Annotated in this window: 27 protein-coding genes; 18 read left to right on the forward strand and 9 right to left on the reverse strand. The window is 64.7% G+C overall.

Translation table 11 applies throughout. The features are described 5' to 3' along the window. The first annotated feature begins 3 nt into the window (after positions 1-3). From GC088_RS06980 to GC088_RS06990, 3 genes are all read left to right on the forward strand, one after another. Positions 4-705: a lipoate--protein ligase family protein gene (locus GC088_RS06980; protein WP_323961652.1), complete on the forward strand. Its 702-nt coding sequence runs from the start codon at positions 4-6 to the stop codon at positions 703-705. 123 nt (positions 706-828) lie between these two features. Beyond that, positions 829-2,037 (forward strand): alcohol dehydrogenase catalytic domain-containing protein, encoded by a 1,209-nt coding sequence (locus GC088_RS06985; RefSeq protein ID WP_323961653.1) that lies wholly within the window; start codon positions 829-831, stop codon positions 2,035-2,037. Between the two features lie 58 nt (positions 2,038-2,095). After that, on the forward strand, positions 2,096-2,623 hold the full coding sequence (locus GC088_RS06990) for a PIG-L deacetylase family protein (RefSeq protein WP_323961654.1): 528 nt from the start codon (positions 2,096-2,098) through the stop codon (positions 2,621-2,623). 16 nt (positions 2,624-2,639) lie between these two features. Here the strand turns inward: GC088_RS06990 and GC088_RS06995 are convergent, their stop codons facing one another. The 3 genes from GC088_RS06995 to GC088_RS07005 form a co-directional block, all read right to left on the reverse strand. Further along, positions 2,640-3,269 (reverse strand): MBL fold metallo-hydrolase, encoded by a 630-nt coding sequence (locus tag GC088_RS06995; protein ID WP_323961656.1) that lies wholly within the window; start codon positions 3,267-3,269, stop codon positions 2,640-2,642. Further along, a complete protein-coding gene (locus GC088_RS07000) occupies positions 3,269-4,354 on the reverse strand; it encodes an S-(hydroxymethyl)mycothiol dehydrogenase (RefSeq protein ID WP_323961657.1) in 1,086 nt (361 codons plus the stop codon). Before GC088_RS07000 ends, GC088_RS06995 begins: the two co-directional genes overlap by 1 nt. A 101-nt stretch (positions 4,355-4,455) precedes the next feature. Further along, a complete protein-coding gene (locus tag GC088_RS07005) occupies positions 4,456-4,713 on the reverse strand; it encodes a mycoredoxin (protein ID WP_323961659.1) in 258 nt (85 codons plus the stop codon). A gap of 228 nt (positions 4,714-4,941) precedes the next feature. Here GC088_RS07005 and thrS point away from each other — a divergent pair, with 228 nt between their 5' ends. The 4 genes from thrS to pdxS all read left to right on the forward strand — a co-directional run bounded on the left by thrS (position 4,942) and on the right by pdxS (position 9,237). After that, on the forward strand, positions 4,942-6,957 hold the full coding sequence (gene thrS / locus GC088_RS07010) for a threonine--tRNA ligase (protein WP_323961661.1): 2,016 nt from the start codon (positions 4,942-4,944) through the stop codon (positions 6,955-6,957). Between the two features lie 6 nt (positions 6,958-6,963). Next, a complete protein-coding gene (locus tag GC088_RS07015) occupies positions 6,964-7,584 on the forward strand; it encodes an HIT family protein (protein ID WP_323961663.1) in 621 nt (206 codons plus the stop codon). Then, positions 7,574-8,182: a phosphatidylinositol phosphate synthase gene (gene pgsA, locus GC088_RS07020; RefSeq protein WP_323961664.1), complete on the forward strand. Its 609-nt coding sequence runs from the start codon at positions 7,574-7,576 to the stop codon at positions 8,180-8,182. The genes GC088_RS07015 and pgsA overlap by 11 nt, the downstream gene beginning before the upstream one ends. A 206-nt stretch (positions 8,183-8,388) precedes the next feature. Beyond that, the gene (pdxS, locus tag GC088_RS07025) at positions 8,389-9,237 is read left to right on the forward strand and encodes a pyridoxal 5'-phosphate synthase lyase subunit PdxS (protein ID WP_416377523.1); all 849 of its coding nucleotides are present in this window, start codon (positions 8,389-8,391) and stop codon (positions 9,235-9,237) included. A gap of 91 nt (positions 9,238-9,328) precedes the next feature. Here the strand turns inward: pdxS and GC088_RS07030 are convergent, their stop codons facing one another. Beyond that, a complete protein-coding gene (locus GC088_RS07030; RefSeq protein WP_323961666.1) occupies positions 9,329-9,604 on the reverse strand; it encodes a hypothetical protein in 276 nt (91 codons plus the stop codon). On the opposite strand from GC088_RS07030, the gene GC088_RS07035 reads away from it, so the two are divergent. Together GC088_RS07035 and GC088_RS07040 are read left to right on the forward strand one after the other, a co-directional pair. Continuing rightward, the gene (locus GC088_RS07035) at positions 9,597-10,352 is read left to right on the forward strand and encodes a CapA family protein (protein ID WP_323961668.1); all 756 of its coding nucleotides are present in this window, start codon (positions 9,597-9,599) and stop codon (positions 10,350-10,352) included. The two genes, GC088_RS07030 and GC088_RS07035, sit on opposite strands and share 8 nt — an antisense overlap. Continuing rightward, on the forward strand, positions 10,352-10,606 hold the full coding sequence (locus tag GC088_RS07040) for a hypothetical protein (RefSeq protein ID WP_323961670.1): 255 nt from the start codon (positions 10,352-10,354) through the stop codon (positions 10,604-10,606). The genes GC088_RS07035 and GC088_RS07040 overlap by 1 nt, the downstream gene beginning before the upstream one ends. On the opposite strand, the gene GC088_RS15465 is transcribed toward GC088_RS07040, so the two are convergent. From GC088_RS15465 to GC088_RS07055, 3 genes are read right to left on the reverse strand one after another with little or no spacing between them, the layout of a single operon-like run. Continuing rightward, positions 10,603-10,860: a GNAT family N-acetyltransferase gene (locus GC088_RS15465; RefSeq protein ID WP_416377503.1), complete on the reverse strand. Its 258-nt coding sequence runs from the start codon at positions 10,858-10,860 to the stop codon at positions 10,603-10,605. The two genes, GC088_RS07040 and GC088_RS15465, sit on opposite strands and share 4 nt — an antisense overlap. 56 nt (positions 10,861-10,916) lie before the next feature. Continuing rightward, positions 10,917-11,336, reverse strand: coding sequence for a hypothetical protein (locus tag GC088_RS07050; protein ID WP_323961672.1), 420 nt, complete (start codon positions 11,334-11,336; stop codon positions 10,917-10,919). Then, positions 11,333-13,351: a M3 family metallopeptidase gene (locus GC088_RS07055; RefSeq protein ID WP_323961674.1), complete on the reverse strand. Its 2,019-nt coding sequence runs from the start codon at positions 13,349-13,351 to the stop codon at positions 11,333-11,335. Before GC088_RS07055 ends, GC088_RS07050 begins: the two co-directional genes overlap by 4 nt. 104 nt (positions 13,352-13,455) lie before the next feature. Here GC088_RS07055 and GC088_RS07060 point away from each other — a divergent pair, with 104 nt between their 5' ends. Further along, a complete protein-coding gene (locus GC088_RS07060) occupies positions 13,456-14,712 on the forward strand; it encodes a CapA family protein (protein WP_323961676.1) in 1,257 nt (418 codons plus the stop codon). 12 nt (positions 14,713-14,724) lie between these two features. Here GC088_RS07060 and GC088_RS07065 read toward each other — a convergent pair whose 3' ends face one another. Beyond that, the gene (locus GC088_RS07065) at positions 14,725-15,465 is read right to left on the reverse strand and encodes a type 1 glutamine amidotransferase (RefSeq protein ID WP_323961677.1); all 741 of its coding nucleotides are present in this window, start codon (positions 15,463-15,465) and stop codon (positions 14,725-14,727) included. After that, positions 15,462-16,742 (reverse strand): Mur ligase family protein, encoded by a 1,281-nt coding sequence (locus tag GC088_RS07070; RefSeq protein ID WP_416377504.1) that lies wholly within the window; start codon positions 16,740-16,742, stop codon positions 15,462-15,464. Before GC088_RS07070 ends, GC088_RS07065 begins: the two co-directional genes overlap by 4 nt. Positions 16,743-16,951: 209 nt before the next feature. Here GC088_RS07070 and pdxT point away from each other — a divergent pair, with 209 nt between their 5' ends. The 8 genes from pdxT to secF all read left to right on the forward strand — a co-directional run bounded on the left by pdxT (position 16,952) and on the right by secF (position 24,396). After that, positions 16,952-17,587 (forward strand): pyridoxal 5'-phosphate synthase glutaminase subunit PdxT, encoded by a 636-nt coding sequence (gene pdxT, locus GC088_RS07075; RefSeq protein WP_416377524.1) that lies wholly within the window; start codon positions 16,952-16,954, stop codon positions 17,585-17,587. Then, positions 17,571-18,329 (forward strand): YebC/PmpR family DNA-binding transcriptional regulator, encoded by a 759-nt coding sequence (locus GC088_RS07080; RefSeq protein ID WP_323961680.1) that lies wholly within the window; start codon positions 17,571-17,573, stop codon positions 18,327-18,329. The genes pdxT and GC088_RS07080 overlap by 17 nt, the downstream gene beginning before the upstream one ends. 24 nt (positions 18,330-18,353) lie before the next feature. Beyond that, positions 18,354-18,926 carry a crossover junction endodeoxyribonuclease RuvC gene (gene ruvC / locus GC088_RS07085; RefSeq protein WP_323961681.1) on the forward strand — a complete coding sequence of 191 codons (573 nt, stop codon included), beginning with the start codon at positions 18,354-18,356 and terminating at the stop codon, positions 18,924-18,926. Positions 18,927-19,072: 146 nt separating this feature from the next. Then, the gene (gene ruvA, locus GC088_RS07090) at positions 19,073-19,702 is read left to right on the forward strand and encodes a Holliday junction branch migration protein RuvA (protein ID WP_323961683.1); all 630 of its coding nucleotides are present in this window, start codon (positions 19,073-19,075) and stop codon (positions 19,700-19,702) included. Then, entirely contained in the window at positions 19,702-20,811 is a 1,110-nt protein-coding gene (ruvB, locus tag GC088_RS07095; protein WP_323961685.1) for a Holliday junction branch migration DNA helicase RuvB, read from the forward strand. Before ruvA ends, ruvB begins: the two co-directional genes overlap by 1 nt. Before the next feature lie 194 nt (positions 20,812-21,005). Continuing rightward, positions 21,006-21,497, forward strand: coding sequence for a preprotein translocase subunit YajC (locus tag GC088_RS07100; RefSeq protein WP_323961687.1), 492 nt, complete (start codon positions 21,006-21,008; stop codon positions 21,495-21,497). A gap of 65 nt (positions 21,498-21,562) precedes the next feature. After that, positions 21,563-23,383 (forward strand): protein translocase subunit SecD, encoded by a 1,821-nt coding sequence (gene secD / locus GC088_RS07105; RefSeq protein WP_323961688.1) that lies wholly within the window; start codon positions 21,563-21,565, stop codon positions 23,381-23,383. Continuing rightward, entirely contained in the window at positions 23,380-24,396 is a 1,017-nt protein-coding gene (gene secF / locus GC088_RS07110; protein WP_323961689.1) for a protein translocase subunit SecF, read from the forward strand. Before secD ends, secF begins: the two co-directional genes overlap by 4 nt. Positions 24,397-24,414: the final 18 nt, after the last annotated feature.

Raw genomic sequence — 24,414 nt, forward strand, 5'->3', positions numbered from 1 at the left:
GGGATGAGCACGCAGGCCTGGTCGAACGGTCCGCTGGCGCTGGTGCGGGATCCGTCTAGGGGCGCCGCTGCCGACCTTGAGCGCGGGCTGGAGCTCCTCCGTGCCGCCGCCGCCGGAGAGCTTCCACCGACCCTTCGGCTCTATCGGCCAAGCCCCACAGTGGCTTTCGGGCAGCGGGACGCCCGGTTGCCCGGATTCCATGCGGCCAGTGAAGCTGCCCGCCGGCACGGCTTCGAACCGCTCATCCGCAAGGCCGGTGGAAGGGCGGCCGCCTACCACCCGGGATGCCTCATCGTGGACCACATCGAATCCCACGAGGACGCGATTGCCGGATCCCGCGTGCGTTTCGGCCTGCTGGGGGAAATCCTTGCGGCCGCGCTGCGGAAGGTGGGCGTGGACGCGGCGGTCGGCGAAATCCCGGGCGAGTACTGTCCCGGCGAGTTCAGCGTGCACGGAAACGGCGCTGTGCAGATCAAACTGGTGGGCACGGCCCAACGGGTCATCTCGGGGGCCTGGTTGTTCTCGTCCGTCGTCGTTGTCGAGAATTCGGAACCCATCCGCGCGGTACTCGAAGACACGTACGCCGCGCTCGGGCTGTCGTGGGATCCTGCCACGGCCGGCGCCGCCGACGATCTCCTTCCCGGGCTCACGGTGGACGAAGTGTCCGACGCGGTAGTCGCCGTGTACGACGAGGCGGCGCGCTAGGCTCAGGAGATGCCTTTCAGATCCTAAGCCTCCTGACCTTGTGGTCCGGACTGGCAATCCGTAGCGTGGCACAACAGCGGCGCCTGCCGCTTTTCATCTCCAGCACCTCGAAGGAGCAGGACCATGAAGGCTGTTGTGTGGCATGGCGAGGGCGATGTTCGCCTCGACGACGTAGCGGAACCTACCGTCAAGGATCCCAATGATGCGATTGTCCGGATCACTCGCAGTGCAATCTGCGGTACCGACCTGCATTTTGTCCGGGGAACAATGACGGGAATGCGGGAAGGGACCATCCTGGGACATGAAGCAGTCGGGGTGGTTGAGGAGACCGGCCCCGGCGTGCGCGGCTTCAGCGCAGGCGACCGAGTAATCGTTTGCTCGACCATGTCCTGCGGAGTATGCCCGCAGTGTCGCCAGGGCCACACCGCGCAGTGCGATGTCTCGAACCCAAACGGTCCGCAGGCGGGAACGAGCTTCTTCGGCGGGCCTCAGGCTACGGGCCCCGTTCATGGACTGCAGGCCGAGTATGCCCGCGTGCCCTTCGCGAACAACACACTGGTGCCCCTGCCGGAACAGGTATCTGACGACCAAGCGATCCTGCTGTCCGACATCTTCCCCACGGCGTGGTTTGGAGCGGAACTTGCCGGCGTTCGGAGGGGAGACACAGTTGCCGTATTCGGTGCCGGAATCGTTGGTCAACTGGCCGTCGCCTCCGCTTTCCGTCAGGGCGCAGCACGCGTTTGGGCCATCGATGGCGTGGAAACAAGGTTGGTCGCCGCTTTGGAACAGAACGCCGAAGTCATTGACTTCAATCGGGAGGATCCGGTGGAAGTGCTGCAGGAGGCAACGCTAGGCGGCGGCGTGGACGCAGTCATCGACGCTGTGGGTGTCGACGCGCAGGCGCCGTCGTCCGGTCCGGCAGCCCCGTCCACTGATGAAAGGGAGCAATTCGAGCAGGAGCTCAGCCAGGTCGCTCCGCAAACCAACGTCCAGGGCGGTAACTGGGTGCCGGGAGACGCGCCCAGCCAGGCTGTCCAGTGGGCCATCCAATCGGTAGCGAAGCATGGTCGGATGGGCATCATCGGCGTTTACCCACCCACAATGACGAGCTTTCCAATTGGCCAGGCCATGAACAAGAACCTCACCATCCGGATGGGGAACTGCAACCACAAGTCAGTGACGCCGCCGCTGGTGGACCTCGTTGCTACCGGCGCGTTCGATCCCACCAAGTTCATCACCCAGCACGAGCAGGTGACCGCTGCAATCGACGCCTACCGTACCTTTGACCGGCGGGAAGAAGGCTGGATCAAGACCGTGCTGGACGTCCAGTAGCATCGGCACGATCCGTCGCTTGCTCTGGATTGCTTCCAGGCGCGGAGCTATGTGAGCCATGGCTTCCAGCGCCGCCAGAACCCTCATGCTGGTAGTTGCCCATCCCGACGACGACGCCTATGGTCTCGCCGGCACCGTTGCCTTGCACGCGGCTGATCCCCGCAGGCATGACTGGCTTGATTACGACGACGGCGCGGTTGCGGACGTTGCCTTCGACGAGCTGGTCGCGAGGCTGGCTGCGATCATGCGCGAGGAGGTTCCCGACGTCGTCGCCACCTTCGGGCCGGGCGGCATCACCGGACATCCGAACCACATTGCTATCGGATTGGGTCCGTGGGATCCGACGCGCGTCTATCACATGAGGAGTGCCGGACGAGACGATCGGAGTGGAGGTAGATACTTCTCCGTGGCGCACCGCATTGTTGCCGGACTGAAGGAGCACCGCAGCCAGCGTCATGTGATCTATGAGCTGGACCGCTCGGACCAGCAGTGGGAGCGGACGGTGAGCCGGGAGAGCATGATGATCGCGTGGCCCCCGACGAAGCCGAGGGCCACGCTTCTCACCGATGTTCTCGAGGGACTATAGCCCCCGCGGGGCGCGCTCAGTGACCCCTGGCGATCCATTCCTCAAGGTGCGGCGCTTCTTCCGCGATGCTGGTTGAATCACCGTGGCCGGTCCGCACCACCGTGTCCGGAGGCAGAGTGAGCAGCCTGGTCCGGATGGACTCGATGATGGTGGGGAAGTCGCTGTAGGAACGGCCTGTAGCTCCCGGACCACCGCGGAACAACGTGTCGCCACTGAAAAGGACGCCGGCGTCGGGCAGGTAGAAGCACACGGAACCGGGGGAGTGGCCCGGGGTGTGGATAGCTTCCAGCGTTACCCCGCCCACCGTGAACGTATCGCCGTCCGCGATGGGTCGCGTGGGCGCGGCGTCCGCGTAGACCGCGTTCCACAGCATCTGATCATCCGGGTGAAGGTAGATCGGCGCGCGGACGGCGTCGAAAAGGTCACCCACGGCCCTGATGTGGTCATCATGCCCGTGGGTCAGGAGGATGGCCCGCACCTGGCGGCCGTTGATCTCCTCGACGATGGCGTTCGCATCGTGGGGAGCGTCGATGACGATGCACTCCGTCTCGTCGCCGATGATCCAGACGTTGTTGTCCACGTCCCAGGTTCCGCCGTCGAGCGAGAACGTTCCCGAAGTGACGAGGTGGTCGATCCGCGCGCCCATCAGAGCTCCACCACTGAACGCAGCACGACGCCGTCGTGCATCTTCGTAAATGCCTCTTCCACCTGGTCCAGTTTGATGCGCTCCGTCACGAAGGCGTCGAGGTCCAGGTTGCCCTGCTGGTAGTGGCTCACCAGCATTGGAAAGTCCCTTGACGGCAGGCAGTCGCCGTACCAGGAGGACTTCAGCGAGCCGCCGCGGCCGAACACATCAAGGAGGGGCAGTTCCAGCGTCATCTCCGGTGTGGGCACGCCCACCAGTACCACTGTGCCGGCGAGGTCCCGTGCGTAGAACGCCTGCTTGTAGGTCTCCGGGCGCCCGACGGCGTCGATCACCACGTTGGCGCCGAATCCGTCGGTAAGCTTCCGGATCTCCTCGACCGGATCGGTCTCCTTCGAGTTCACTGCGTGAGTGGCGCCGAGACCCAGCGCTAGGTCCAGCTTTCGGCTGTCGATGTCCACGGCGATGATGCGGGTTGCACCCGCGAGCTTGGCTCCTGCGATGGCGGCGATGCCCACACCGCCGCACCCGATGACTGCCACGGAGTCACCGCGGCGGACGTTTCCGGTGTTGATGGCCGCCCCGATGCCGGCCATGATCCCGCAGCCGAGGAGACCCACCGCGGCCGGATCGGCCGAAGGATCAACCTTGGTGCACTGTCCCGCCGCGACCAGGGTCTTCTCTGCGAAGGCGCCGATCCCGAGCGCGGGTGAGAGCTCGGTGCCATCTTCCAGGGTCATCTTCTGGGTGGCGTTCGCCGTATTGAAGCAGTACTGGGCTTCGCCGCGTTCACAGGCCCGGCACTGGCCGCAGACTGCGCGCCAGTTGAGGATTACCCGGTCGCCGGGTACAACGTTGGTGACGTCCGGGCCGACAGCGCTGACCACGCCCGTTGCCTCGTGCCCCAGCAGGAAGGGGTAGTCATTGCTGATGCCGCCCTGCTTGTAGTGCAGATCCGTGTGGCAGACGCCGCAGGTCAGGATGTCGACCAGCGCCTCTCCCGGACCCGGATCCGGAACGTTGATTGTGACTACGGACGCCGGTGCGTCCTTCTCCATAACGACGACGGCCTTGACGCTGTGTGCCATAAAACTACTTGTCCTATCGCTGGGTTCTGAGACGACTCCAGCTTATGCACCGCGTCTGACGTTGTCGTATTTGACGGACACCCGGCGTCCGGGCGGGAACATCAAGCCCCTACGCGAGCCTTCACTTCAGCGGCCGAGGGGTTGGTCGCCGAGCTGCCGTCGGGGAAGATGACGGTCGGCACCGTCTGGTTGCCCCCGTTCAGGGACGCGACCAGTTCAGCCGTTCCTTCGACCTCTTCGATGTTAATTTCCTGGTAGCCGATGCCCTGGGCATCGAGCTGGGACTTAAGCCTGCGGCAGTATCCGCACCAGGTGGTGGAGAACATGGTGATGGTGCCGGCGGCTGGTGTGTAGTCCACAGCGCTCCTTATTGGGTTGGGATGTATCGCCGTATGTAACGTCGGCGCCGCACGCTACATTCCCGGCCTGTGCTGGTTGGTTGGCAGATCGCGCAGCGGATACCATCGAGGAGACCGCGGCGGGGAGTGTCGGGCCGTCCCTGACTTCCATTCGCCGGTACGGTTGACCGATCGGTGCGAAACAGCGGTGCCGAACCCAAGCAGTGCCCATATCCAGAGGAGACCCCAGTGTCAGCGCCCCCTTCCATCACCCTCATCGTCAACGGCGAAGAGCAGCGGGTGACCACCGGGACCACGGGTGCCGACCTCTTCGCCGAGCAGCGCGACGTCGTCGTAGTCCGGGTCAACGGCGAGCTGTGGGACCTCAGCCGTGAGCTCGAGGACGGCGCCGCCGTGGAGTCGGTGACCATCAGCTCCCCGGATGGGTTGAACGTCCTGCGGCACTCCGCCGCCCACGTCATGGCGCAGGCAGTGCAGCAGCTGCGTCCGGACGCCACCCTTGGCATCGGCCCGTACATCACGGACGGTTTCTACTTCGACTTCGACGTCAACGACCCGTTCACCCCCGAAGATCTGAAGCAGCTCGAGAAGATGATGCTGAAGATCGTCAACGCCAACCAGCTGTTCCAGCGCAGGGTAGTGACGGAAGACGAGGCCCGTGAGGCGATGAAGGACGAGCCCTACAAGCTGGAACTCATTGGCCTCAAGGGCGGTAGCGGAGACATCACCGACGACGACGGCGCCTCCGTGGAGGTCGGCGCGGGTGAGCTGACCATCTACGACAACGTTGACCGCAAGTCCGGAGACATTGTGTGGAAGGACCTGTGCCGCGGTCCGCACCTGCCCAACACCAAGCTCATCTCCAACGCCTACGCGCTCACGCGGTCGGCCGCTGCCTACTGGCGCGGCAGCGAGAAGAACAAGCAGCTGCAGCGTATCTACGGAACCGCGTGGCCCACCAAGGATGACCTGAAGGCATACCAGGAGCGGCTGGCGGAGGCCGAGCGCCGGGACCACCGCAAGCTTGGCAGCGAACTGGACCTGTTCTCCTTCCCGGACGAACTGGGCTCAGGCCTTCCCGTGTTCCATCCGAAGGGCGGCATCATCCGCAAGGCGATGGAGGACTACTCACGCCAGCGGCACGTCGAGGCCGGCTACGAGTTCGTCTACACGCCGCACATCACCAAGGGACACCTGTACGAGGTCTCAGGCCACCTGGACTGGTACCGCGACGGCATGTTCCCGCCGATGCACGTGGATGCCGAGCTCGACGACGAGGGCAAGGTCCGCAAGCCCGGCCAGGATTACTACCTGAAGCCGATGAACTGTCCCATGCACAACCTGATCTACCGGTCGCGGGGACGGTCCTACCGGGAACTGCCCCTGCGGCTTTTCGAGTTCGGCTCGGTGTACCGGTATGAGAAGTCGGGTGTGGTGCACGGCCTGACGCGTGTGCGCGGCATGACCCAGGACGACGCCCACATCTACTGCACCCGCGAACAGATGAAGGATGAGCTCACCACGACGCTCAACTTCGTCCTCGGGCTGCTGAAGGACTACGGGCTCGATGACTTCTACCTGGAACTGTCCACCAAGGACCCGGAGAAGTACGTCGGAGATGACCAGACCTGGGAGGAGGCAACCCGCACCCTGGCCGAGGTAGCGGAAGCCTCCGGGCTGGACCTGGTGCCTGATCCGGGCGGCGCCGCCTTCTATGGGCCGAAGATCTCGGTGCAGGCGCGCGACGCGATCGGCAGGACCTGGCAGATGTCCACCATCCAGTTGGACTTCAACCTGCCGGAGCGCTTCCAGCTTGAGTATCAGGCGGCAGACGGGTCCAGGCAGCGGCCGGTGATGATCCACCGCGCACTGTTCGGTTCCATCGAGCGGTTCCTCGGCGTTCTCACCGAGCACTACGCCGGAGCCTTCCCTGCTTGGCTGGCCCCCGTCCAGGTGCTTGCCATTCCGGTAGCCGACGCTTTCAACGACTACCTGTACGACGTCGTCGACAAGCTTCGTGCGCAGGGTGTCCGTGCCGAGGTGGACATCAGCTCTGACCGGTTCCCCAAGAAGATCCGTACGGCGAGCAAGGAGAAGGTTCCCTTCGTCCTGATCGCCGGAGGTGACGACGTCGACGCCGGTGCCGTGTCCTTCCGCTTCCGCGACGGCAGCCAGGACAACCAGGTGCCGGTTGAGGAAGCCGTGAAGCGAATTGTGGAAGCAGTTCGCAACAGGGAGCAGTAACGCCGGATGCACAACGACGTGGGCGCTGGAGAACTTCATCGCGAAGACGGGGAGATAACGGACGGCTTTGAGCTGCCCGGAGTTCCCGACGCGTTCCAGCGCCTGTGGACGCCGCACCGGTTGGCCTACATAAAGGGCGGGCAGGGGCAGTTCAACAAGCAGGAGGACTGCCCGTTCTGCGCCGCTCCCCAGCGTTCCGATGAGGAGTCCCTGATTGTGCACCGGGGGGAAAGCGCCTACGTCGTCCTGAATCTGTTCCCGTACAACCCCGGTCACCTGCTGGTGTGCCCATACCGTCACGTGCCGGACTACACCGACATCACCCACCAGGAGACGGTTGAGATCGGGCAGCTCACGCAGGCGGCCATGCACGCCCTGCGAAGCGTCGCCCGGCCCACCGGCTTCAACCTGGGCATGAACCAGGGCGTCACAGGGGGAGCGGGCATTGCGGCCCACCTTCACCAGCACGTGGTTCCGCGTTGGAGCGGCGACGGCAATTTCTTCCCCATCATTGCGCAGACCAAGGCCATCACGCAGACCCTCGACGAGGTACGGACGCAGCTTGCGGCGGCCTGGGATGAGGCTGCGGCGGCCGTAGCCGGATCGGCGGACAGCCATGCTGAATAGGTATGCCCGGACATTCTTCACCTCCCTGTTCACCCCCCTTGCCAACATCCTGCTCAAGTGGGGTGTTTCGCCCGACGCGGTGACCGTCGTCGGGACCGTAGGCGTGGCCGGCGGGGCCCTTCTGTTCTACCCGCTCGGCGAACTGTTCTGGGGCACGCTGTTCATCACCCTTTTTGTGTTCTCGGACGTCCTCGACGGCATCATGGCGCGTATTCAGGGACGCAGCGGCTCCTGGGGCAGCTTCCTTGATTCGACCCTGGACAGGATGGCCGACGGCGCGGTGTTCGCCGGCGTCGCCATCTGGTTCTTCCAGGGCGGGGACAACAGCGCAATCGCCGTTTCCGCGCTGGCCTGCCTGGTGCTCGGCATGATTGTTTCCTATGCGCGTGCCAAGGCCGAGTCCCTCGGGTATTCCGCCAACGTGGGGATCGCCGAACGCGCCGAGCGGCTGGTCTCGGTGCTCGTCGTCACCGGCCTGACCGGGCTGGGGCTGCCGGAAGGTGTGCTGCTGGCTGTCCTCGTCCTGCTGGCCTTGGCAAGCGTCGTGACGATCATCCAGCGGATCATGGCTGTGAGGGTGCAGGCGGCCGCTGCCTGATCAGGCAGGCTCCATCGAAAAGGGACACTGTCCACCTGCACAGCACCGGCGGTGTTACGTGCAGTTTCCGACCGGCGCTTTCGGGGCATCCGCGGGCGTATCATGGATTGTCATCTTTTCTCTACCCAAGGGGCCAAACTGTGTCCACTGTTGAAGAAACTTCGACCACCGCGCCCGTGACCGGCAGCAGCCGGGTCAAGCGCGGCATGGCCGAAATGCTCAAGGGCGGCGTCATCATGGATGTTGTCACCCCGGAGCAGGCTCGCATCGCCGAGGACGCCGGCGCCGTCGCCGTGATGGCCCTCGAGCGCGTGCCCGCCGACATCCGCGCGCAGGGCGGCGTATCCCGTATGTCCGATCCGGACATGATCGACGGAATCATCGACGCCGTCTCCATCCCAGTGATGGCGAAGGCCCGCATCGGCCACTTTGTTGAGGCGCAGGTGCTGCAGTCCCTCGGCGTCGACTACATCGACGAATCCGAGGTTCTGACTCCGGCCGACTTCACCAACCACATCGACAAGTGGAAATTCACTGTCCCCTTCGTCTGCGGTGCCACCAACCTCGGTGAGGCGCTGCGGCGCATTAACGAGGGCGCGGCGATGATCCGCTCCAAGGGCGAGGCCGGCACCGGTGACGTCTCCAACGCGACAATGCACATGCGCAAGATCCGCGCCGAGATCGCCCACCTGACCTCCATGCCCGAGGACGAGCTGTATGTTGCCGCCAAAGAACTGCAGGCTCCCTACGAACTGGTCAAGGAAGTTGCCGCCGCCGGCAAGCTGCCGGTAGTGCTCTTCACGGCCGGTGGTATCGCAACTCCGGCTGATGCCGCCATGATGATGCAACTGGGCGCCGACGGTGTGTTCGTCGGATCCGGCATCTTCAAGTCCGGCAACCCGGCCGAGCGTGCCGCGGCCATCGTGAAGGCCACCACCTTCCACGACGATCCCGACATGATCGCCAAGGTCTCCCGCGGTCTGGGTGAAGCGATGGTCGGCATCAACGTCGACGAAATTCCGCAGCCTCACCGCCTCGCCGAGCGCGGCTGGTAGAGCTCCCTGCTTATTGAGCACCGCCCGGTCGTAAGGGTTTAGTCGGAAGGGTCGGACGAAAGTCCGGCCCTTCCGCCGTTTACGGATGCGTCTACGCTGGCACTGTGGCTACATTGGGCGGCAGACGCCGGAACGCAGTGGTGCTGGCAGCGGTGCTGGGCGCCTCGGCCTGCTCGACGCCGGCGCCGGACTCCGGCGCCGACCCGTCGCCCGGCACACCGGGCGAGACTGCCTCGCCCGGCACCCCGGGGGGTACTGCGTCGCCCTCACCTACTGCATCCCCGACTACGGCAGCCACTGCCGCTCCCGAGACCGAACCGACGCAGCCTGCCTGCCCGGGCGACGGTTGCACTACCGTGGTGCTCACAGGTGATCTCCTGCTTCACGAGGGTCTCTGGGAGCAGGCAGCGTACGACGGCGGCGGGAGCCTCGACTTCGTCCCTATGCTCGCGGCTCAGGAAAAGTTTGTGGACCCGGCGGATCTGGCGATCTGCCACCAGGAGACGCCCCTTGCCGATCCTGCCGGTCCCTTTGCCGGGTTCCCGGTCTTCAACGCTCCGCCCCAGGTAGCCGAAGCAGTTGCGGCTCTTGGCTATGACGCCTGCACCACGGCGAGCAACCACACGCTGGATGCCGGAACAATCGGTGTCACCCGCACTCTCGACACCCTGGACAGTGCCGGCCTGGCGCACACCGGTTCCTACCGCACCGCGGAGGAAGCTGCACAGCCGCTCGTGCTGGACACCGGCGAGGCGCACGTCGCCGTAGTCACCGGGACCTTCTCACTCAACGGAATCGCTCCGGAGCATCCCTGGCAGGTCGACCCGCTGGACCCGGCGGCGATGATCGCGAAGGCAAGGCAGGCCCGTGAGGCGGGCGCCGACGTCGTACTGGCGGCCGTCCACGCGGGTGATGAGTATGTGAACTACGCCAACGCGCAGCAGCAGGAGGTTGCGCATGCGCTCGTGGACAGCGGCGAATTCGACCTCATCTACGGACACCACAGCCACTCGGTACTGCCGATCGAGAAGTACAACGGCGTCTGGATCGTCTACGGTCTGGGCAACACGATCGCGGCCCACCTGACGCCCACAATCCTGACACCGAAGGCCTGATGGTCGGGGTGGATTTCCAGCAGGACGACGACGGCGCGTGGCAGGTGCGTGAGCTTCGCTGGCTGCCTGCCACCTGGAACGGCCCCGGACACCGCTGGTGCCCGGTGGCGCAGTACCGGCTCGACGAGATGGCAGCCTCGGGCGAGTCGTGCGTCTCGCCGGAGGAGGACGCAGCCAGCCGCGCCCGCACCAAAGCCACGGTCGAGTCAATGGGGGCAGCCGAAGCCGGGGCTGTGGAGTGGCCCCCGCCCTAGCTCAGGTGGAGCCACCAGGTCGAGCCCCGGCCGATGAGCTCAAACCCGCGACGGGAGTACAGTTCGTAGCCCTCGGGAGTGGCGTTGAGTGCAAGCTCGGTGGCACCTGCGTCAGCGGCACACTGTGTCGCCGCGGCCAGCAGGGCTGTACCGATACCCCGCCTCCGATGCACGGCAGCAACCTCCATATTGAAGATCCCACCGAGGGTGCCGCTATCTGCGGCACTGTCGAAGAAGGAGTAGGCAGCGCCCACCGGTTTTTGACCAACCCGGGCGAGTGCGTGCCAGGCGCGCGCCGGTTCGCTTCGGGCTATCGCGAGTTCGGCAGCACGTGGCCCTCGAATTCGGACACCTTCGGAAGGACCGACACCTCGGCCGTCGCCGATCCCGGCACCGCCGCCCATCCGGTCACGGCGTCTGCGTCTATTGGTGCGCTCATCCACCAGGGCTGCCACCCGGGTTCGAAGCCGAACGATGCAAGCTCCGGTGCGCGTACCGCTGCATTGAGCCACACGCCGACCGTCCGCGCACCCAGCCGAACACCCTCCGCCAGCCCTGGCCGCAGACCTGCGCCGGACAGGACCGTAGGAAACATCAACATGAGCTCCGAACGCGCCGGCAGCCAGATCCAGTCACATCCGTGCGTCGAGAAGGTGCGGCCGCCGGTCGCCTGTGCGAGAGCGGCAAACCAAGCCCGCTGCAGCCGCTGGCAACCGGCGATCGTCGTCATGACTGGTCAGTCAGCCCGCGCCGCTCAAGGAGCGGGTCGATGCTGGCAGCGCGCCCCCGGAAGGACGCGAAGGCTTCCAGCGGGTCCATGCTGTAACCCCGCGAGAGGAGGGTCCTGCGGAAGTGTTCGCCGTTCTCGCGGGTGAGGCCGCCGGACTCCTTGAACCATTCGACGCTGTCGGCGTCGAGCACTTCGCTCCAGATGTAGGCGTAATAGGCAGCGGAATAGCCGCCCGCGAAGATGTGCTTGAAGTAGCCGGTGCGGTATCGGGGAGGGACGGGCGCAAAGTCCACGCCCGCGTCGTGCAGCGCCTGCTTCTCGAAGGCCAGCGGGTCCTCGATGTGCGTCCCGGGCGGCAGTTCATGCCAGGCGAGGTCAAGCAGCGCGGCCCCGAGGTACTCGGTGGTGGCAAAACCTTCGCCCCACTGCTGGGCAGCGACGAGCTTGTCAATCGTCTCCTGGGGCAGGGGCTCGCCCGTCTGGTGGTGGCGCGCGTAGTTCCGGACCACCTCGGGCCAGAGCATCCACATCTCGTTCACCTGGGACGGGTACTCCACGAAGTCGCGCGGAACGCTGGTCCCGGAGAAGAGCGGATAGGTCACATCGGAGAAGAGCCCGTGCAGCGCGTGCCCGAACTCATGGAAGGCGGTCCGAACCTGGTCATAGGTCAGGAGGGTGGGCTCGCCCGCCGGCGGGCGAGGGACATTCAGATTATTGACGACGACGGCGCGGGTGCCTTCCAGCCGGGACTGCTCCACGAAGGAGTTCATCCACGCGCCGCCGTTCTTGGTGTCGCGCGTGTAGTAGTCGCCGAGGAAAAGGCCAAGACCGGTGCCGTCCTCCTCACGGACCTCCCAGATCCGAACTTCGGGGTGGTAGCCCTGCAGGTCCTCCCGCTCGTGGAACGTCAGCCCGTAGAGGCGGTTAGCCGCAAAGAAGACGCCGTCGGTCAGCACGCGATCCAATTCGAAGTAGGGGCGCAACGCTGCAAGGTCGACGTCGAACTTTTCCGCGCGGACCTTCTCCGAATAGAAGGCCCAGTCCCATGCCTCGATCGGGTGCCCGGCGGCCTTCTCAAGGAGCTCGGCCTCCGCCCGGGCGTTCCTCACCGCAGGCTTGGCGAGCCTGTCGAGCATGTCGTGAATCGCCTCGAGCGACGGTGCCGTCTGGTCGTCGGTGGCCAGCTCGGCGTGGTTCCCGAAACCGAGGAGGGCGGCCCGCTCAGCACGGAGGGCAGCCATCTGTGCTGCCACCGACACGGTGTTGTTCTCATTTCCGCGCGAGCCGCGGCTGATCGATGCCTCGTGGAGCCGCCGCCGTGTCTCGCGATTGGTGAGAACCTCCATTGCGGGTTGGGAGGTGGGCAGAATCAGGGTCAGGAGGTAGCCTCCCGGATGGCCGGCGTTCTCAGCAGCAGTTGCCGCCGCGGCCAGGTCGTCGCCCGAGAGCCCGTCGAGCTGGGCAGGATCCTCCACCAGCAGCGCGGAGTCGTTGGTGTCCCGAAGGAGCCGCTGCCCGAACTCCGTGCTCAGGCGTGACAGTTCGCTGTTGAGTTCGCGAAGGCGCTGCTGGGCTACCTCGTCGAGCTGGGCTCCGGCACGGATGAAGCGCTTCCGGTACTCATCGGCGAGCCGTGCAGATTCGGCATCCAACCCGGCGGTATCAACCTCGCAAACCCGCGCGAACAATGCAGCGTTGAGGTTGATGGCGTCCTGGTGCGCCGCCAGCCGCGGGGCGATCTCCTGCTCCACCGCCTGAATTCCTTCGGTGGCGTGGGCCGACGAGTTGTTATGGAACACCAGCGCAACCCGGCGCAGGGTCTGTCCGGCCAGCTCGAGGGCAACGATCGTGTTGTCGAATGTTGCCGGCTCACTACCAGCCAGGATGGCGTCGATCTCGGCAAGGTGTTCGCTCATCCCGGCTTCGAAGGCGGGCAAAAAATCCTCTTCCCGGATCTCGGCGAACGGAGGCAACTGGTAGGGGAGCGTGCTGGGACTTGCAAAAGGGTTGCTCATGGAAACCAACCTTGGCACAGCGGGCGGCACCTCTTCCACAACATCACCGGAAATAACCGATCCCGCACCTATCATGAAGGGGCACCGTACGAGGGAGGAGAACGATGGCTGTTCGGGGGAAGACCACCGGGAAATGGGCGGCGCTGGGGCTCGCGCTCGCGCTGGCCTGCTCAGGCTGCATGGGGGCCGGGGAGGGCCGCACCGTCGAGGGAAGCTCATCCGGTACCCCTGAGGGCTCAACCAGCCCGGAGGCGACGACGACGTCCGCCTCGCCTACTCCTGAACCCTCGCCCGAGCCGACGCCCGGCAAGGGTCCCGACTGCCCCACCGACCGGTGCTTTTCCTTCATGGCTTCCGGAGACCTGCTGGTCCACCCGCAACTGTGGGACCAGGCGGCCGTGGACGCGCAGGAGACCGGCAAAGGAACCCTCAACTTCGAACCGTTGCTTGCCGCCCAGCGGCCCTACATCGAAGCCAGCGACATCGCCATGTGCCACATGGAGACACCCGTCGCGACGCCGGAAGGCCCGTACAGCGGCTACCCGATGTTCAACGTCCCGCCGCAGATCCTGGACGCCGCGAAGGCGGTGGGCTACCAGGCCTGCACTACGGCTAGCAACCACACGATCGATGCCGGGACAGAGGGCCTGGTGCGCACGCTGGACACACTCGACAGGCTTGGCCTGGAGCATACAGGGTCCTACCGCACCGAGGAGGAGGCTCAGGAACTGATGATCCTCGAGACTCCCGCTGCCCGTGTGGCAGTCATCGAGGCCACCTACGGGCTGAACGGACTGGTGCCGGAGTTCCCCTGGCAGGTGGACATGCTGGACGCCGCGACCATGATCGAAAAGGCAGAGCGCGCACGCGAGGAGGGCGCCGACGTCGTAATTGCCGCTATTCACGCAGGCGACGAATACGCCTCGCTGCCCAATCAGCAGCAAGTCGATCTTGCGCATACGCTCGCTGACAGCGGCGCTGTCGATTTCATCTATGGCCACCACACGCACTCGGTGCTGCCGATCGAGTACTACAACGACACCTGGATCGTCTACGGGCTGGGCAATGGCGTGACCGAGCTATCGCCGGTCTACGACGTGAACAATGAGGGACTCACCATCCGGGCCCAGTTTGCGGCCGATGAGTCAGGCGAATGGACCGTGAGCGACCTGGCATGGGTTCCCTCGGTGATCGTCCGCGACCCGTACCGGTGGTGTTCGCTGGCCCCGGACCAGGAGCCCGGCTCCTGCTCGACGCCGGAGCATGAAGCAGCCGTGAAAGCGCGCACTCTCGCGACGGTGGAGACCTATGGAGCAGCCGACCACGGTGCGCGCCAGTGGACGGTGTCCGAGGAGAAGTAGATTTCTGCTCCCTCAGCGGGGACGTGCGCCGGCGTGCTTGCGGGCGAGTTCGGCCAGACTGTCGTCCAGGTTGCCGGGCTCGAACGAGCCGTACTTGCGGATCGCGGCTTCGCGGATGAGGAAGTCTGCGATGGCAGGGTTCTTCGGCAGCAGGGAGCCGTGCAGGTAGCTGGCCACGATGTTCCGGTACCGGGCACCCTCATGGTCTTCACTCGAGTTGTTGCCCTCGCCCTTCGTGACCGTGGCGAGCGGCCGGACGCCGGGGCCCAAGTAGGTCTGGCCGCTGTGGTTCTCGTAGCCGTGGATTTCCCCGAACTCCTCGCTGTTGGCGACCACGTTGCCGATCAGCCGTTCGCTGCCGCCGTGGGTCTCGATGTCGAGGATGCCGATCCCGGGAATCAGCATCCCGTCATGGGTCTTGAAAAACTTTCCGAACAGCTGGTAGAGGCCGCAGATCACCAGCATCGGAGCGCCGTCTTCCGCCAGTCGACGCAGGCGCGCGGCGTTGGCTTGGAGGTCCTCCTGGATGACCACCTGCCCGCTGTCCTGTCCGCCGCCGCCGATAAGGATGTCGACATCCTCCTGGAAGGCGTCGCCGGCGTTGTGTTCAAGCACCTCGGCTTCGTAGCCGTGCCACGCCAGTCTCTGCTTGAGAACCAGGACGTTACCCCAGTCTCCGTAGATATTCATGTCCCGGGGATAGAGCTGCAGGATGCGGATTGTGCCCTTGCTCGTTGGAGCGTCGTGGGTCATGACACCACCTTCACTTCGGTAATTCGGGACAGATCCCTGCGTATTGCCAACATGGCGGTGTACGTGCAGAAGATCCGCTTGGGCCGGCCCTTCGCGCTGTGGATGAAGGTGCGCAGCGCGGAACCGGTGTCGGTGTCGATGTCGGCGACCGAAACGTCGTCGTACTTCAGGCGCAGGGCCATGTCATATGCGCGCACGCCGCTGACCATGTCAACACCGGCTTCACGAAGGGTGTCGAAATCGACGTCCCAGAGCCAGGACATGTCCCTGCCGTCGGCGTAGTTGTCGTTGATGGCGATCATGGTTGCGTAACCGGTGGCATCGAAGGACTTGAGGCCAAGCCGGAACCCGCTGGGGTTCTTCACCAGCACAAGCTCCAGCGGCTGCCCGTCAACCACCAGCGACTCACCGCGGCCGAAGGCCGGCTCAACCGCGGCCAGGGAATTGAGCAACGCTTCCCGGCGGGCGTCCTTGCCCAGGACCACCCGAGCCATGGCAAGGGCGGCGGCAGCGTTGAAGATGTTGTAGACACCACGGAGGCTCAGTTCGACGGTGCTCGACTCTCCGTCCATCGAGAAGGACGCCGTGTTCGAGTCGACGGTCTCAAGAACCACGTCTGCCGGCAGGCGCGAGGCCGGTGCCGTGCCGGTTGCACCCCGAAGCTCGTCGTCGCTGGGGAACGTGTCCCGGAGACCCTCGTTGAGGCCGAAGTAGGCAACCGTTGCGTTCTTCACCGAAGATGCGATTGAAGCGACGCGCGGATCCTCCCGGTTCAGCACTACCGTGCCCGTGGTCTTGACCGCAATCTGCTCAAGCAGTCTGGTGGTCTTGTCGATTTCGCCGAACCGGTCCAACTGGTCGCGCAGCACATTCAGGAGCAGGCAGTGGGTCGGTGGAACCAGGTTCACGAAGTGGACGGCGTGGGCCTCGTCGAGTTCAAGTACGGCAACGTCGGCCTTCAAGCGGCCGCGCCAGTCCACGTCACCCAACAGGGCGGCAGCCACTCCGCGGGTGAAATTGCTTCCCGTCCGGTTGGTGAACACCTTCAGGCCCTGACCCTCAAGCAGTTCCACCACCATCTTGGTGGTGGTTGTCTTGCCGTTGGTGCCACTGACAACGACGACGCCGCGGGGCAGGTCCCGTAGTGCCCTCGCCATGAAACCGGGGTCGATCCGTTCCACCACCAGGCCGGGGAAGGCAGAGCCGCCGCCGCGCAGGCGTGACAGGGCTCGGACTGCTTTGCCCAGGGGCACGCTCAAGCTAGACAGACCAGACATGACGTCTAACTTATCGCGATTTGGTTCCTCAACCGGCATACGCGCTTGCCTTCCGGGCCGGGCCGGGAGTGCCGCTCAGCCGGCCGGTCTTCGAATTCGGGCGCTGCGCACGGCCAAACTAGAATAGTTCGGTGACTTCCACAAATACATCTGCGGACAACCCGCTGCGCGTAGGCGTCCTGGCAGTGCAGGGTGACGTCCGCGAACACATGAGGGTGATTGAATCCCTGGGCGGATCAGCAACGGCAGTCCGCCGCCCTTCAGAGTTGGCAGACATCGAAGGACTGATCATTCCCGGGGGCGAGTCCACCACGATGGACAAGCTGACCCGCGCTTTCGACCTTGCCGAACCGCTGCGTGAACGAGTCCGGGACGGCTTTCCTGTCTACGGTTCCTGTGCGGGAATGATCATGCTCGCCGACACCATCGCCGATCCTTCCCTCGACCTGTCGGGCAGCCCTCAACAGACGATCGGCGGGCTGGACATCGTGGTGCGCAGGAACGCTTTCGGCCGGCAGCGTGAATCCTTCGAGACCGATCTCGCGTTCGCAGAGCTTCCCGGCAGCCCGGATCCTGTTCATGCGGTCTTCATCCGCGCTCCCTGGGTGGAGAAGGTCGGAGAGTCCGTGCAGGTCCTCGCGCAGGTGGATGCGCCGGAGACACCCCCCGCCGAGCACGGCGTCGGGCAGGCCGATGCACGGCCGGTCGCTAGAATTGTTGCAGTTCGCTCAGGAAACCTGCTGGCCACGAGCTTCCATCCGGAAGTCACAGGCGAGCACCGCGTTCACGAGCTTTTCCTATCCATGATCGCAAAGAGAAGGGCAGAGCATGTCGGGGCACTCTAAATGGGCTACCACCAAACACAAGAAGGCGGTCATTGATGCCAAGCGCGCCAAGTCCTTCGCCAAGCTGATCAAGAACATCGAAGTTGCTGCCCGCGCAGGAGGGGCAGATCTCTCAGGTAACCCCGCGCTGGAACTTGCCGTCCAGAAGGCCAAGAAAACCTCGGTCCCGAATGACAACATCGACCGTGCGATCAAGCGCGGCGCCGGCCTCACCGGTGAGGTCATTGACTACTCCGAGATCATCTACGAAGCACGCGGTCCCCAGGGTTCGGCTTTGCTCATCGAGTGCCTGACCGACAACAAGAACCGCGCCGCATCAGAGGTGCGCGTTGCCATCACCCGCAACGGCGGTACCGTGGCCGATCCCGGGTCCGTTGCCTACCTTTTCTCGCGCAAGGGCGTCGTGTCGCTGCCGAAGAAGGACCTGAGCGAGGACGATGTCCTCATGGCGGTCCTCGACGCGGGGGCCGAGGAGGTCAAGGAATCCGGTGACAGCTTCGACGTTCACTCCGAGCCCACCGACCTGCGCGCCGTCGTCGCCGGTCTCGAGGATGCCGGGATCGAGTACGAGACCGACGAGGTCGAGTTCGTTCCCTCCATGCAGGTGGAGTTGGATGCCGACGCTGCACGGAAGTTCCTCAAGCTCGTCGATGCTCTCGAGGACCTTGACGACGTCCAGAACGTGTACTCGAACGCTGATCTCAGCGATGACGTACTCGCCCAGCTGGAGAGCGACGATTAGTTCGGCCTTCCCCGGATCCGCGCCGTGACTCTCAGGGTCATGGGCGTGGATCCGGGACTGACGCGCTGCGGCCTCGCGGTGGTCGACGTGGAGCCGAACCGGCGCGCTACCCTCGTTTCCGTCGGCGTAGTAGGTACACCCGCCGACGTCAGCCTGGACCGCAGGCTGCTCATGATCGCGGAGTCCGTTGAATCCTGGCTGGATTCCCACTCACCGGCGGTCCTCGCCGTCGAACGCGTTTTCAGCCAGCTGAACGTGAGCACCGTGATGGGCACCGCACAGGCGTCCGGCGTCGTCATCGCTGCAGCCGCGCGACGCGGCATACCGGTCGCGCTGCACACGCCCACTGAGGTCAAGGCTGCGGTCACCGGAAACGGGCAGTCGGACAAGGCCGCAGTCACCAAGATGGTCACCAAGATCCTTCGGCTGACAACCGCGCCCACTCCTGCGGACGCTGCAGACGCGCTTGCCCTGGCGATCACGCATGCCTGGCGGACCGGAGCTTCCGCCACGGCCCGCGCGCAGGGCGGTTCGGGGCAGACCCCCGCGCAGCGGTTGTGGGCGGAAGCGGAAGCAAAAGCACGACGGCGGCGCTAAATCTCCGGATTCACCGGCGGCCGGTGTGGCGCTCATCTTTTGTGGGACGGTGCCGTAGGCTCATTCGTAGATATGTTCGGTGATATTCACACGACTTCCCGCACCCACTTCTTGCATCGTCAAGCCTTACCTTGGAGCACCAGCGCATGATCAGCTCTCTGACCGGAACCGTCAGCCACGTGGGCCTTCATTCCGCCGTCATCGATGTCAACGGGTTCGGCATGCAGGTCCAGGCCACGCCGCAGACACTTTCCGGCCTGCATGTTGGCGCGCAGGCCACTGTATCCACCGCGCTGATCGTCCGTGAGGATTCAATGACGCTGTTCGGCTTCGCGGGGCCCGAGGAGCGCGAGGTTTTCGAGACCCTGCTGGGCGTGAGCGGAGTGGGGCCGCGGCTAGCGCTTGCTGTTCTTGCGGTACACACCCCGGAAGCCATCCGGATAGCGGCGTCATCGGGTGACGACAAGGCCTTCAGCAAGGTGCCTGGTATCGGCCCGAAGGGAGCCCGACGCATTGTTCTTGAGCTCGCCGACAAGCTGGTTCCGCTGGAATCCGGCTCTCCGGCTACGCCCGGGAATGCGTGGCAGGGTCAAGTTCTTGCCGCGATGATGGGCCTGGGCTGGTCGGAGAAGGACGCGGGTGCGGCCATCGACGCGGCGATCAAGGAATCACCGGAGACCGCAGCCTCCGGTGACGTCGGATCAATCCTCAAGCTCACCCTGCGCAGGCTCGGCCAGGACGGCGCCCGCAGCTCTGCCCGGACGTCGGTGGGCTGATGGCGGCGGACAACGAACAGCCGCTGGTCTCTCCCGCGGTGGATCCTGAGGATCGCGCAGTCGAAGCGGCGCTCAGGCCGAAGAACCTTGACGATTTTGTGGGACAGGCTCGTGTGCGACGGCAGCTGTCCCTGGTGCTGGAAGCATCGCGCCTGAGGGGGCGCAGCGCGGACCACGTCCTGCTGTCCGGTCCGCCCGGACTGGGCAAGACCACTCTTGCAATGATCATTGCCGCCGAGATGAACGCGCCGCTGCGTATCAGCTCCGGCCCGGCGATCCAGCACGCGGGGGACCTTGCCGCGATCCTGTCCTCACTGACGGACGGCGAGGTGCTGTTCCTCGATGAAATCCACCGAATGTCCCGGCCGGCCGAAGAGATGCTCTACATGGCCATGGAGGACTTCCGGGTAGACATCGTGGTGGGCAAAGGGCCCGGAGCCACCGCCATTCCGTTGGACCTCCCGCCGTTCACCCTTGTCGGGGCAACAACACGGGCCGGGCTCCTGCCGGGACCGCTGCGCGACCGGTTCGGCTTCACCGGGCATCTGGAGTTCTACTCCACCGAGGAGCTCGAACTGGTGCTGCGCCGTTCGGCCATGATGATGGACATGCGGGTCAACTCGGCGGCATTTGCGGAGATTGCCGGCCGATCCAGGGGAACACCCCGTATCGCCAACCGTCTTCTGCGGCGGGTTCGCGACTGGGCACTGGTTCACGCCGTCGACGTCATCGATGCCGGCAGTGCCGGTGCGGCGCTGGACATGTACGAGGTTGACGCAAAGGGCCTTGACCGGCTGGACCGCGCCGTGCTGACCGCGCTGGTGACCAAGTTCAATGGAGGACCTGTCGGTTTGTCTACCCTCGCTATAGCTGTCGGCGAGGAACCTGAAACCGTCGAGACTGTTGCCGAACCCTACCTGGTCCGCGAAGGCATGCTCGGCCGTACCCCGCGCGGACGGATTGCGACAGCTGCTGCGTGGGAGCATCTGGGACTGATGATGCCGCCGACCGTCGCGGCCGCGATGCCCGAGGACCTGTTTTCGGTGTACCAGGAAGAGCACGACGGGGAACTCGGTGACGAGACGGAGTGGAGCAGGAACAAGCGCTAGTGCTTGTTCGGGCCGGAATGCCCGTAAACTGATATGACGCGCGGCACACCGCGCGATTGTTGTCGTGGATTCGGCCCCCAACCAATACGGTAGAGGGAGTTACCCGGCGAATCGCGCCTTGGCCGCGGACCCGGCGTCGGATGTACATACATGTATTCCGGCCGCGCTGACCAACTTAGGAACGGATCTTCTCTGTGCTCGCAAACGTAGTTGCCCAGTCCACCCAGCCGGCAGGCGGGGGTTTCGATATTTTCAGCCTGCTTCTCCCGCTCGCCCTCATCTTCCTCATCTTCACGATGTTCCGGAAGCAGCGGAAGATGAAGCAGGAAGTTGCTGAGCAGCGGACGCAGATGGTTCCCGGCACCGAGGTGATGACCAACTTCGGCCTTTTCGGCACGATCGTCTCCCTCGATGAGGACAACAACAAGGCCCTCATCGAGATCTCACCGGGCGTGACCGCCACGGTGCACTCGCAGACGCTCAGCAAGGTGGTCACTCCCGAGCCGGCCGCGGAGGAGCCTGGAATTGTTCCCGATGACGCATCCTCACTGACCCATCCCGCGGATGCTGACACTGAGCGACCCGTACACCAGGAGACCCCCGAGGAAACCGTGGAGCGGCTCAACCGCGAGAACGCTCGGGAACGCGACCGCAACGACCGCGAGCGTAACGACAAGGACCAGTAAACCGACAGCCGCTGCCTGTCGGCGGCTTCGTTCCGACGATCCAACACCTGAAGGATTCACCTACCATGGCACGAACCGGCCCGGGCTCGGCGGCCAAACGGACTCTCGTTTGGCTTGGCGTAGTCTTTGCACTCCTCGCGCTGCTGCTTGGCGGCGGCTCGCTCTGGAGCAACGCCAGCTGGACCCCAAAGCTCGCCCTCGACCTCGAGGGCGGCACCCAGATGATCCTTGCCCCTGAGGTGCAGGGCAGCAGCACAGGCGAGATCACCCCCGAACAGCTGGACCAGGCGGTTGAGATTATCCGCCAGCGCGTCGACGGCAGCGGCGTCGCCGAAGCGGAGATCAGTACCCAATCGGGACAGAATGTCATCGTCGCTCTTCCCGGCATCCCCGAACCGGAAACCCGGGAGCTCATCCAGGCCTCCGCGCAGATGGAGTTCCGTCCGGTCCTTTTCGGCGGACCGGGACAGGCTCCGGCAGCGCAGACTCCCACCCCGGAAGACCAGTTGCCCACCCCGAGCGCTGAGCCCACCGACGCGAGCGACCCCAACTGGATCACCGCCGAGCTCCTGCAGGAGTTTGAGGCAACCGACTGCACCAGCCCGGAAGCGCTGGAGCCCGCGGTCGAGCCCGCGGCGGGCGACCAACCGACGATTGCGTGCGAGCCCGATACCCAGGGGAAGTACATCCTGGGCCCCGTCGAGGTGCGTGGGACCGAGATCGAGTCGGCCGACTATGGCATGGCACGCAGCGCCCAGGGCCAGTCGCTGAATGAGTGGGTTGTCAACATCGACTTCAACGATGAGGCAACCGAGACGTTCCGCGCCGTAACCGAGCGTCTGTTCGCCATCGGAGCCGGAGATCCCCGGAACCAGTTCGCCATTGTGCTCGACGGCGTCATCGTGTCTGCCCCGACCACCAACGCGGTGATCCCAGACGGGCGCCCGCAGATCAGCGGCAGCTTTACTGAAGAGTCCGCAGCCGCGCTCTCCGAGCAGCTGAAGTACGGTGCGCTGCCGATCAGCTTCGAGATCCAGAGTGAACAGCAGATCTCGGCAACGCTCGGCGCCGACCAGCTTCGATTGGGCCTGATCGCCGGCGTCATCGGACTTGTGCTTGTTGCCGTCTATTCCCTGTTCCAGTACCGGATGCTTGGGCTTGTGACCATTGCATCACTCGTCGTGGCAGGCGGCTTGACCTACCTGGCCATCTGCATCCTGGGGTGGACGGAAAACTACCGCCTGTCGCTGGCAGGTGTGGCCGGTCTCATCGTGGCCATCGGCCAGACAGCCGACTCGTTCATCGTCTACTTCGAACGCATCCGTGATGAGCTCCGAGACGGACGCGGCCTGGTATCCGCCGTCGAGAACGGCTGGCGCAGGGCCAAGCGTACGGTTCTGGCGTCCAAGGCAATGAACCTCCTGGCCGCCGTCGTGCTCTACTTCGTGGCGGTCGGAAACGTGCGTGGATTCGCCTTCACGCTCGGTCTGACAGCCATCGCCGACCTCATTGTGGTGTTCCTGTTCACCCACCCGACCATGCGCCTGCTCGCGATGACGCGTTTCTTCGGCGAGGGCCACCGCTGGTCCGGCCTGGACCCGACCAGGCTCGGTGCGCTGCCCCTGTACCGCGGCGCCGGTCGTGTGCGGCACAAGCCGGTTGAACGACCGGCAGTAGAACTGCGCGGGCGCAACAAGGCTGCAGCGGGAGAGGCTGAACGGCGGATGACGATCGCCGAACGGCGCCTGGCTGAGCAGAAGGCTGCCCAGGAGAAGGCGGCCCAGCAGAAGGTCGAGCAGAAAAGCAATGGGGCACCTGCGGGTGACGGACAGCAGGAAACCGTCTCCGCACGCGGACACGGACCCGAGGAAGGGGACAAGCGATGAGCCGCTTCAGTTTCGCCGAATTCGGCAATGAGCTCTACTCCGGCAAGCGGTCCTACCCCTTCGTGGGAAAGCGCAACCTGTGGTTCATCATCGCCGGGGCCGCAGTATTGCTGTCCCTGCTGATCCCCGTCATCAAGGGTGGGTTCAACCTTGGTATCGACTTCCGGGGCGGATCCGAGTTCACGGTCTCCAACGTGCAGGACACGAGTATCTCGGCCGGCGAGCAGGCTGTGACCGGGATAGTGCCCGAGGCCGTTCCCCGCGTGACGAACATAGCGCCGGAAACCGTGCGCGTGCAGACCGAACGGCTCAGTGACGATGAGACGCTGGCCGTTCGCGATGCCCTGATCGGCGCCTACGGGGTCACCGAGGAGGAAGTCACCTCCAACTTCGTCGGACCCACCTGGGGCGAGGACGTGAGCCGGCAGGCCGTCATCGGCCTGATTGTGTTCGTAGTTCTTGCAGCGCTCCTGATGGCGATCTACTTCAGGACCTGGAAGATGTCCGTCGCGGCAATGACCGCGCTCGTGGTTGTCATGATCACCTCCGCTGGAATCTACTCCCTGGTGGACTTCGAGGTGACGCCGTCGGCCATCATCGGTTTCCTGACTATCCTCAGCTACTCCCTTTACGACACTGTGGTGGTCTTCGACAAGATCCGGGAGAACACCGCGGACCAGGACGTGTCCACGAAGCGCACGTTCGCTGAACAGGTGAACCTTGCCGTGAACCAGACGCTGGTCCGTTCGATCAACACCTCCGTGGTCGCTGTCCTGCCCGTCGCGGCGATTCTGTTCATCGGTGCGATGCTGCTCGGTGCCGGCACACTGCGCGACCTCTCCCTGGCGCTCTTCGTGGGCATCATCATCGGCACCGTAACTACGGTCTTCATTGCGGCTCCGATGTACGCGATGCTTCGCATGAAGGAACCCGAGATCCGGAAGCAGGAAAAGCGCGTGCTGCAGCGGCGGTCGCTCGAGGCCAAGGAAGCCGAAGGTACGGTTCGGGCGTAAGCGGTCGCCACACGAAGT

The organism is Arthrobacter sp. JZ12, from assembly GCF_035189165.1.
Taxonomy (GTDB): Bacteria; Actinomycetota; Actinomycetes; order Actinomycetales; family Micrococcaceae; genus Arthrobacter_D.

Coding starts and splice junctions, on each gene's coding strand:
- GC088_RS06980 (WP_323961652.1), top strand. CDS start 4: ATGAGCACGCAGGCCTGGTCGAACGGTCCGCTGGCGCTGGTGCGGGAT.
- GC088_RS06985 (WP_323961653.1), top strand. CDS start 829: ATGAAGGCTGTTGTGTGGCATGGCGAGGGCGATGTTCGCCTCGACGAC.
- GC088_RS06990 (WP_323961654.1), top strand. CDS start 2,096: ATGGCTTCCAGCGCCGCCAGAACCCTCATGCTGGTAGTTGCCCATCCC.
- GC088_RS06995 (WP_323961656.1), bottom strand. CDS start 3,269: ATGGGCGCGCGGATCGACCACCTCGTCACTTCGGGAACGTTCTCGCTC.
- GC088_RS07000 (WP_323961657.1), bottom strand. CDS start 4,354: ATGGCACACAGCGTCAAGGCCGTCGTCGTTATGGAGAAGGACGCACCG.
- GC088_RS07015 (WP_323961663.1), top strand. CDS start 6,964: ATGCACAACGACGTGGGCGCTGGAGAACTTCATCGCGAAGACGGGGAG.
- pgsA (WP_323961664.1), top strand. CDS start 7,574: ATGCTGAATAGGTATGCCCGGACATTCTTCACCTCCCTGTTCACCCCC.
- pdxS (WP_416377523.1), top strand. CDS start 8,389: ATGGCCGAAATGCTCAAGGGCGGCGTCATCATGGATGTTGTCACCCCG.
- GC088_RS07040 (WP_323961670.1), top strand. CDS start 10,352: ATGGTCGGGGTGGATTTCCAGCAGGACGACGACGGCGCGTGGCAGGTG.
- GC088_RS07050 (WP_323961672.1), bottom strand. CDS start 11,336: ATGACGACGATCGCCGGTTGCCAGCGGCTGCAGCGGGCTTGGTTTGCC.
- GC088_RS07055 (WP_323961674.1), bottom strand. CDS start 13,351: ATGAGCAACCCTTTTGCAAGTCCCAGCACGCTCCCCTACCAGTTGCCT.
- GC088_RS07060 (WP_323961676.1), top strand. CDS start 13,456: ATGGCTGTTCGGGGGAAGACCACCGGGAAATGGGCGGCGCTGGGGCTC.
- GC088_RS07065 (WP_323961677.1), bottom strand. CDS start 15,465: ATGACCCACGACGCTCCAACGAGCAAGGGCACAATCCGCATCCTGCAG.
- GC088_RS07070 (WP_416377504.1), bottom strand. CDS start 16,742: ATGTCTGGTCTGTCTAGCTTGAGCGTGCCCCTGGGCAAAGCAGTCCGA.
- pdxT (WP_416377524.1), top strand. CDS start 16,952: ATGAGGGTGATTGAATCCCTGGGCGGATCAGCAACGGCAGTCCGCCGC.
- GC088_RS07080 (WP_323961680.1), top strand. CDS start 17,571: ATGTCGGGGCACTCTAAATGGGCTACCACCAAACACAAGAAGGCGGTC.
- ruvA (WP_323961683.1), top strand. CDS start 19,073: ATGATCAGCTCTCTGACCGGAACCGTCAGCCACGTGGGCCTTCATTCC.
- ruvB (WP_323961685.1), top strand. CDS start 19,702: ATGGCGGCGGACAACGAACAGCCGCTGGTCTCTCCCGCGGTGGATCCT.
- secD (WP_323961688.1), top strand. CDS start 21,563: ATGGCACGAACCGGCCCGGGCTCGGCGGCCAAACGGACTCTCGTTTGG.
- secF (WP_323961689.1), top strand. CDS start 23,380: ATGAGCCGCTTCAGTTTCGCCGAATTCGGCAATGAGCTCTACTCCGGC.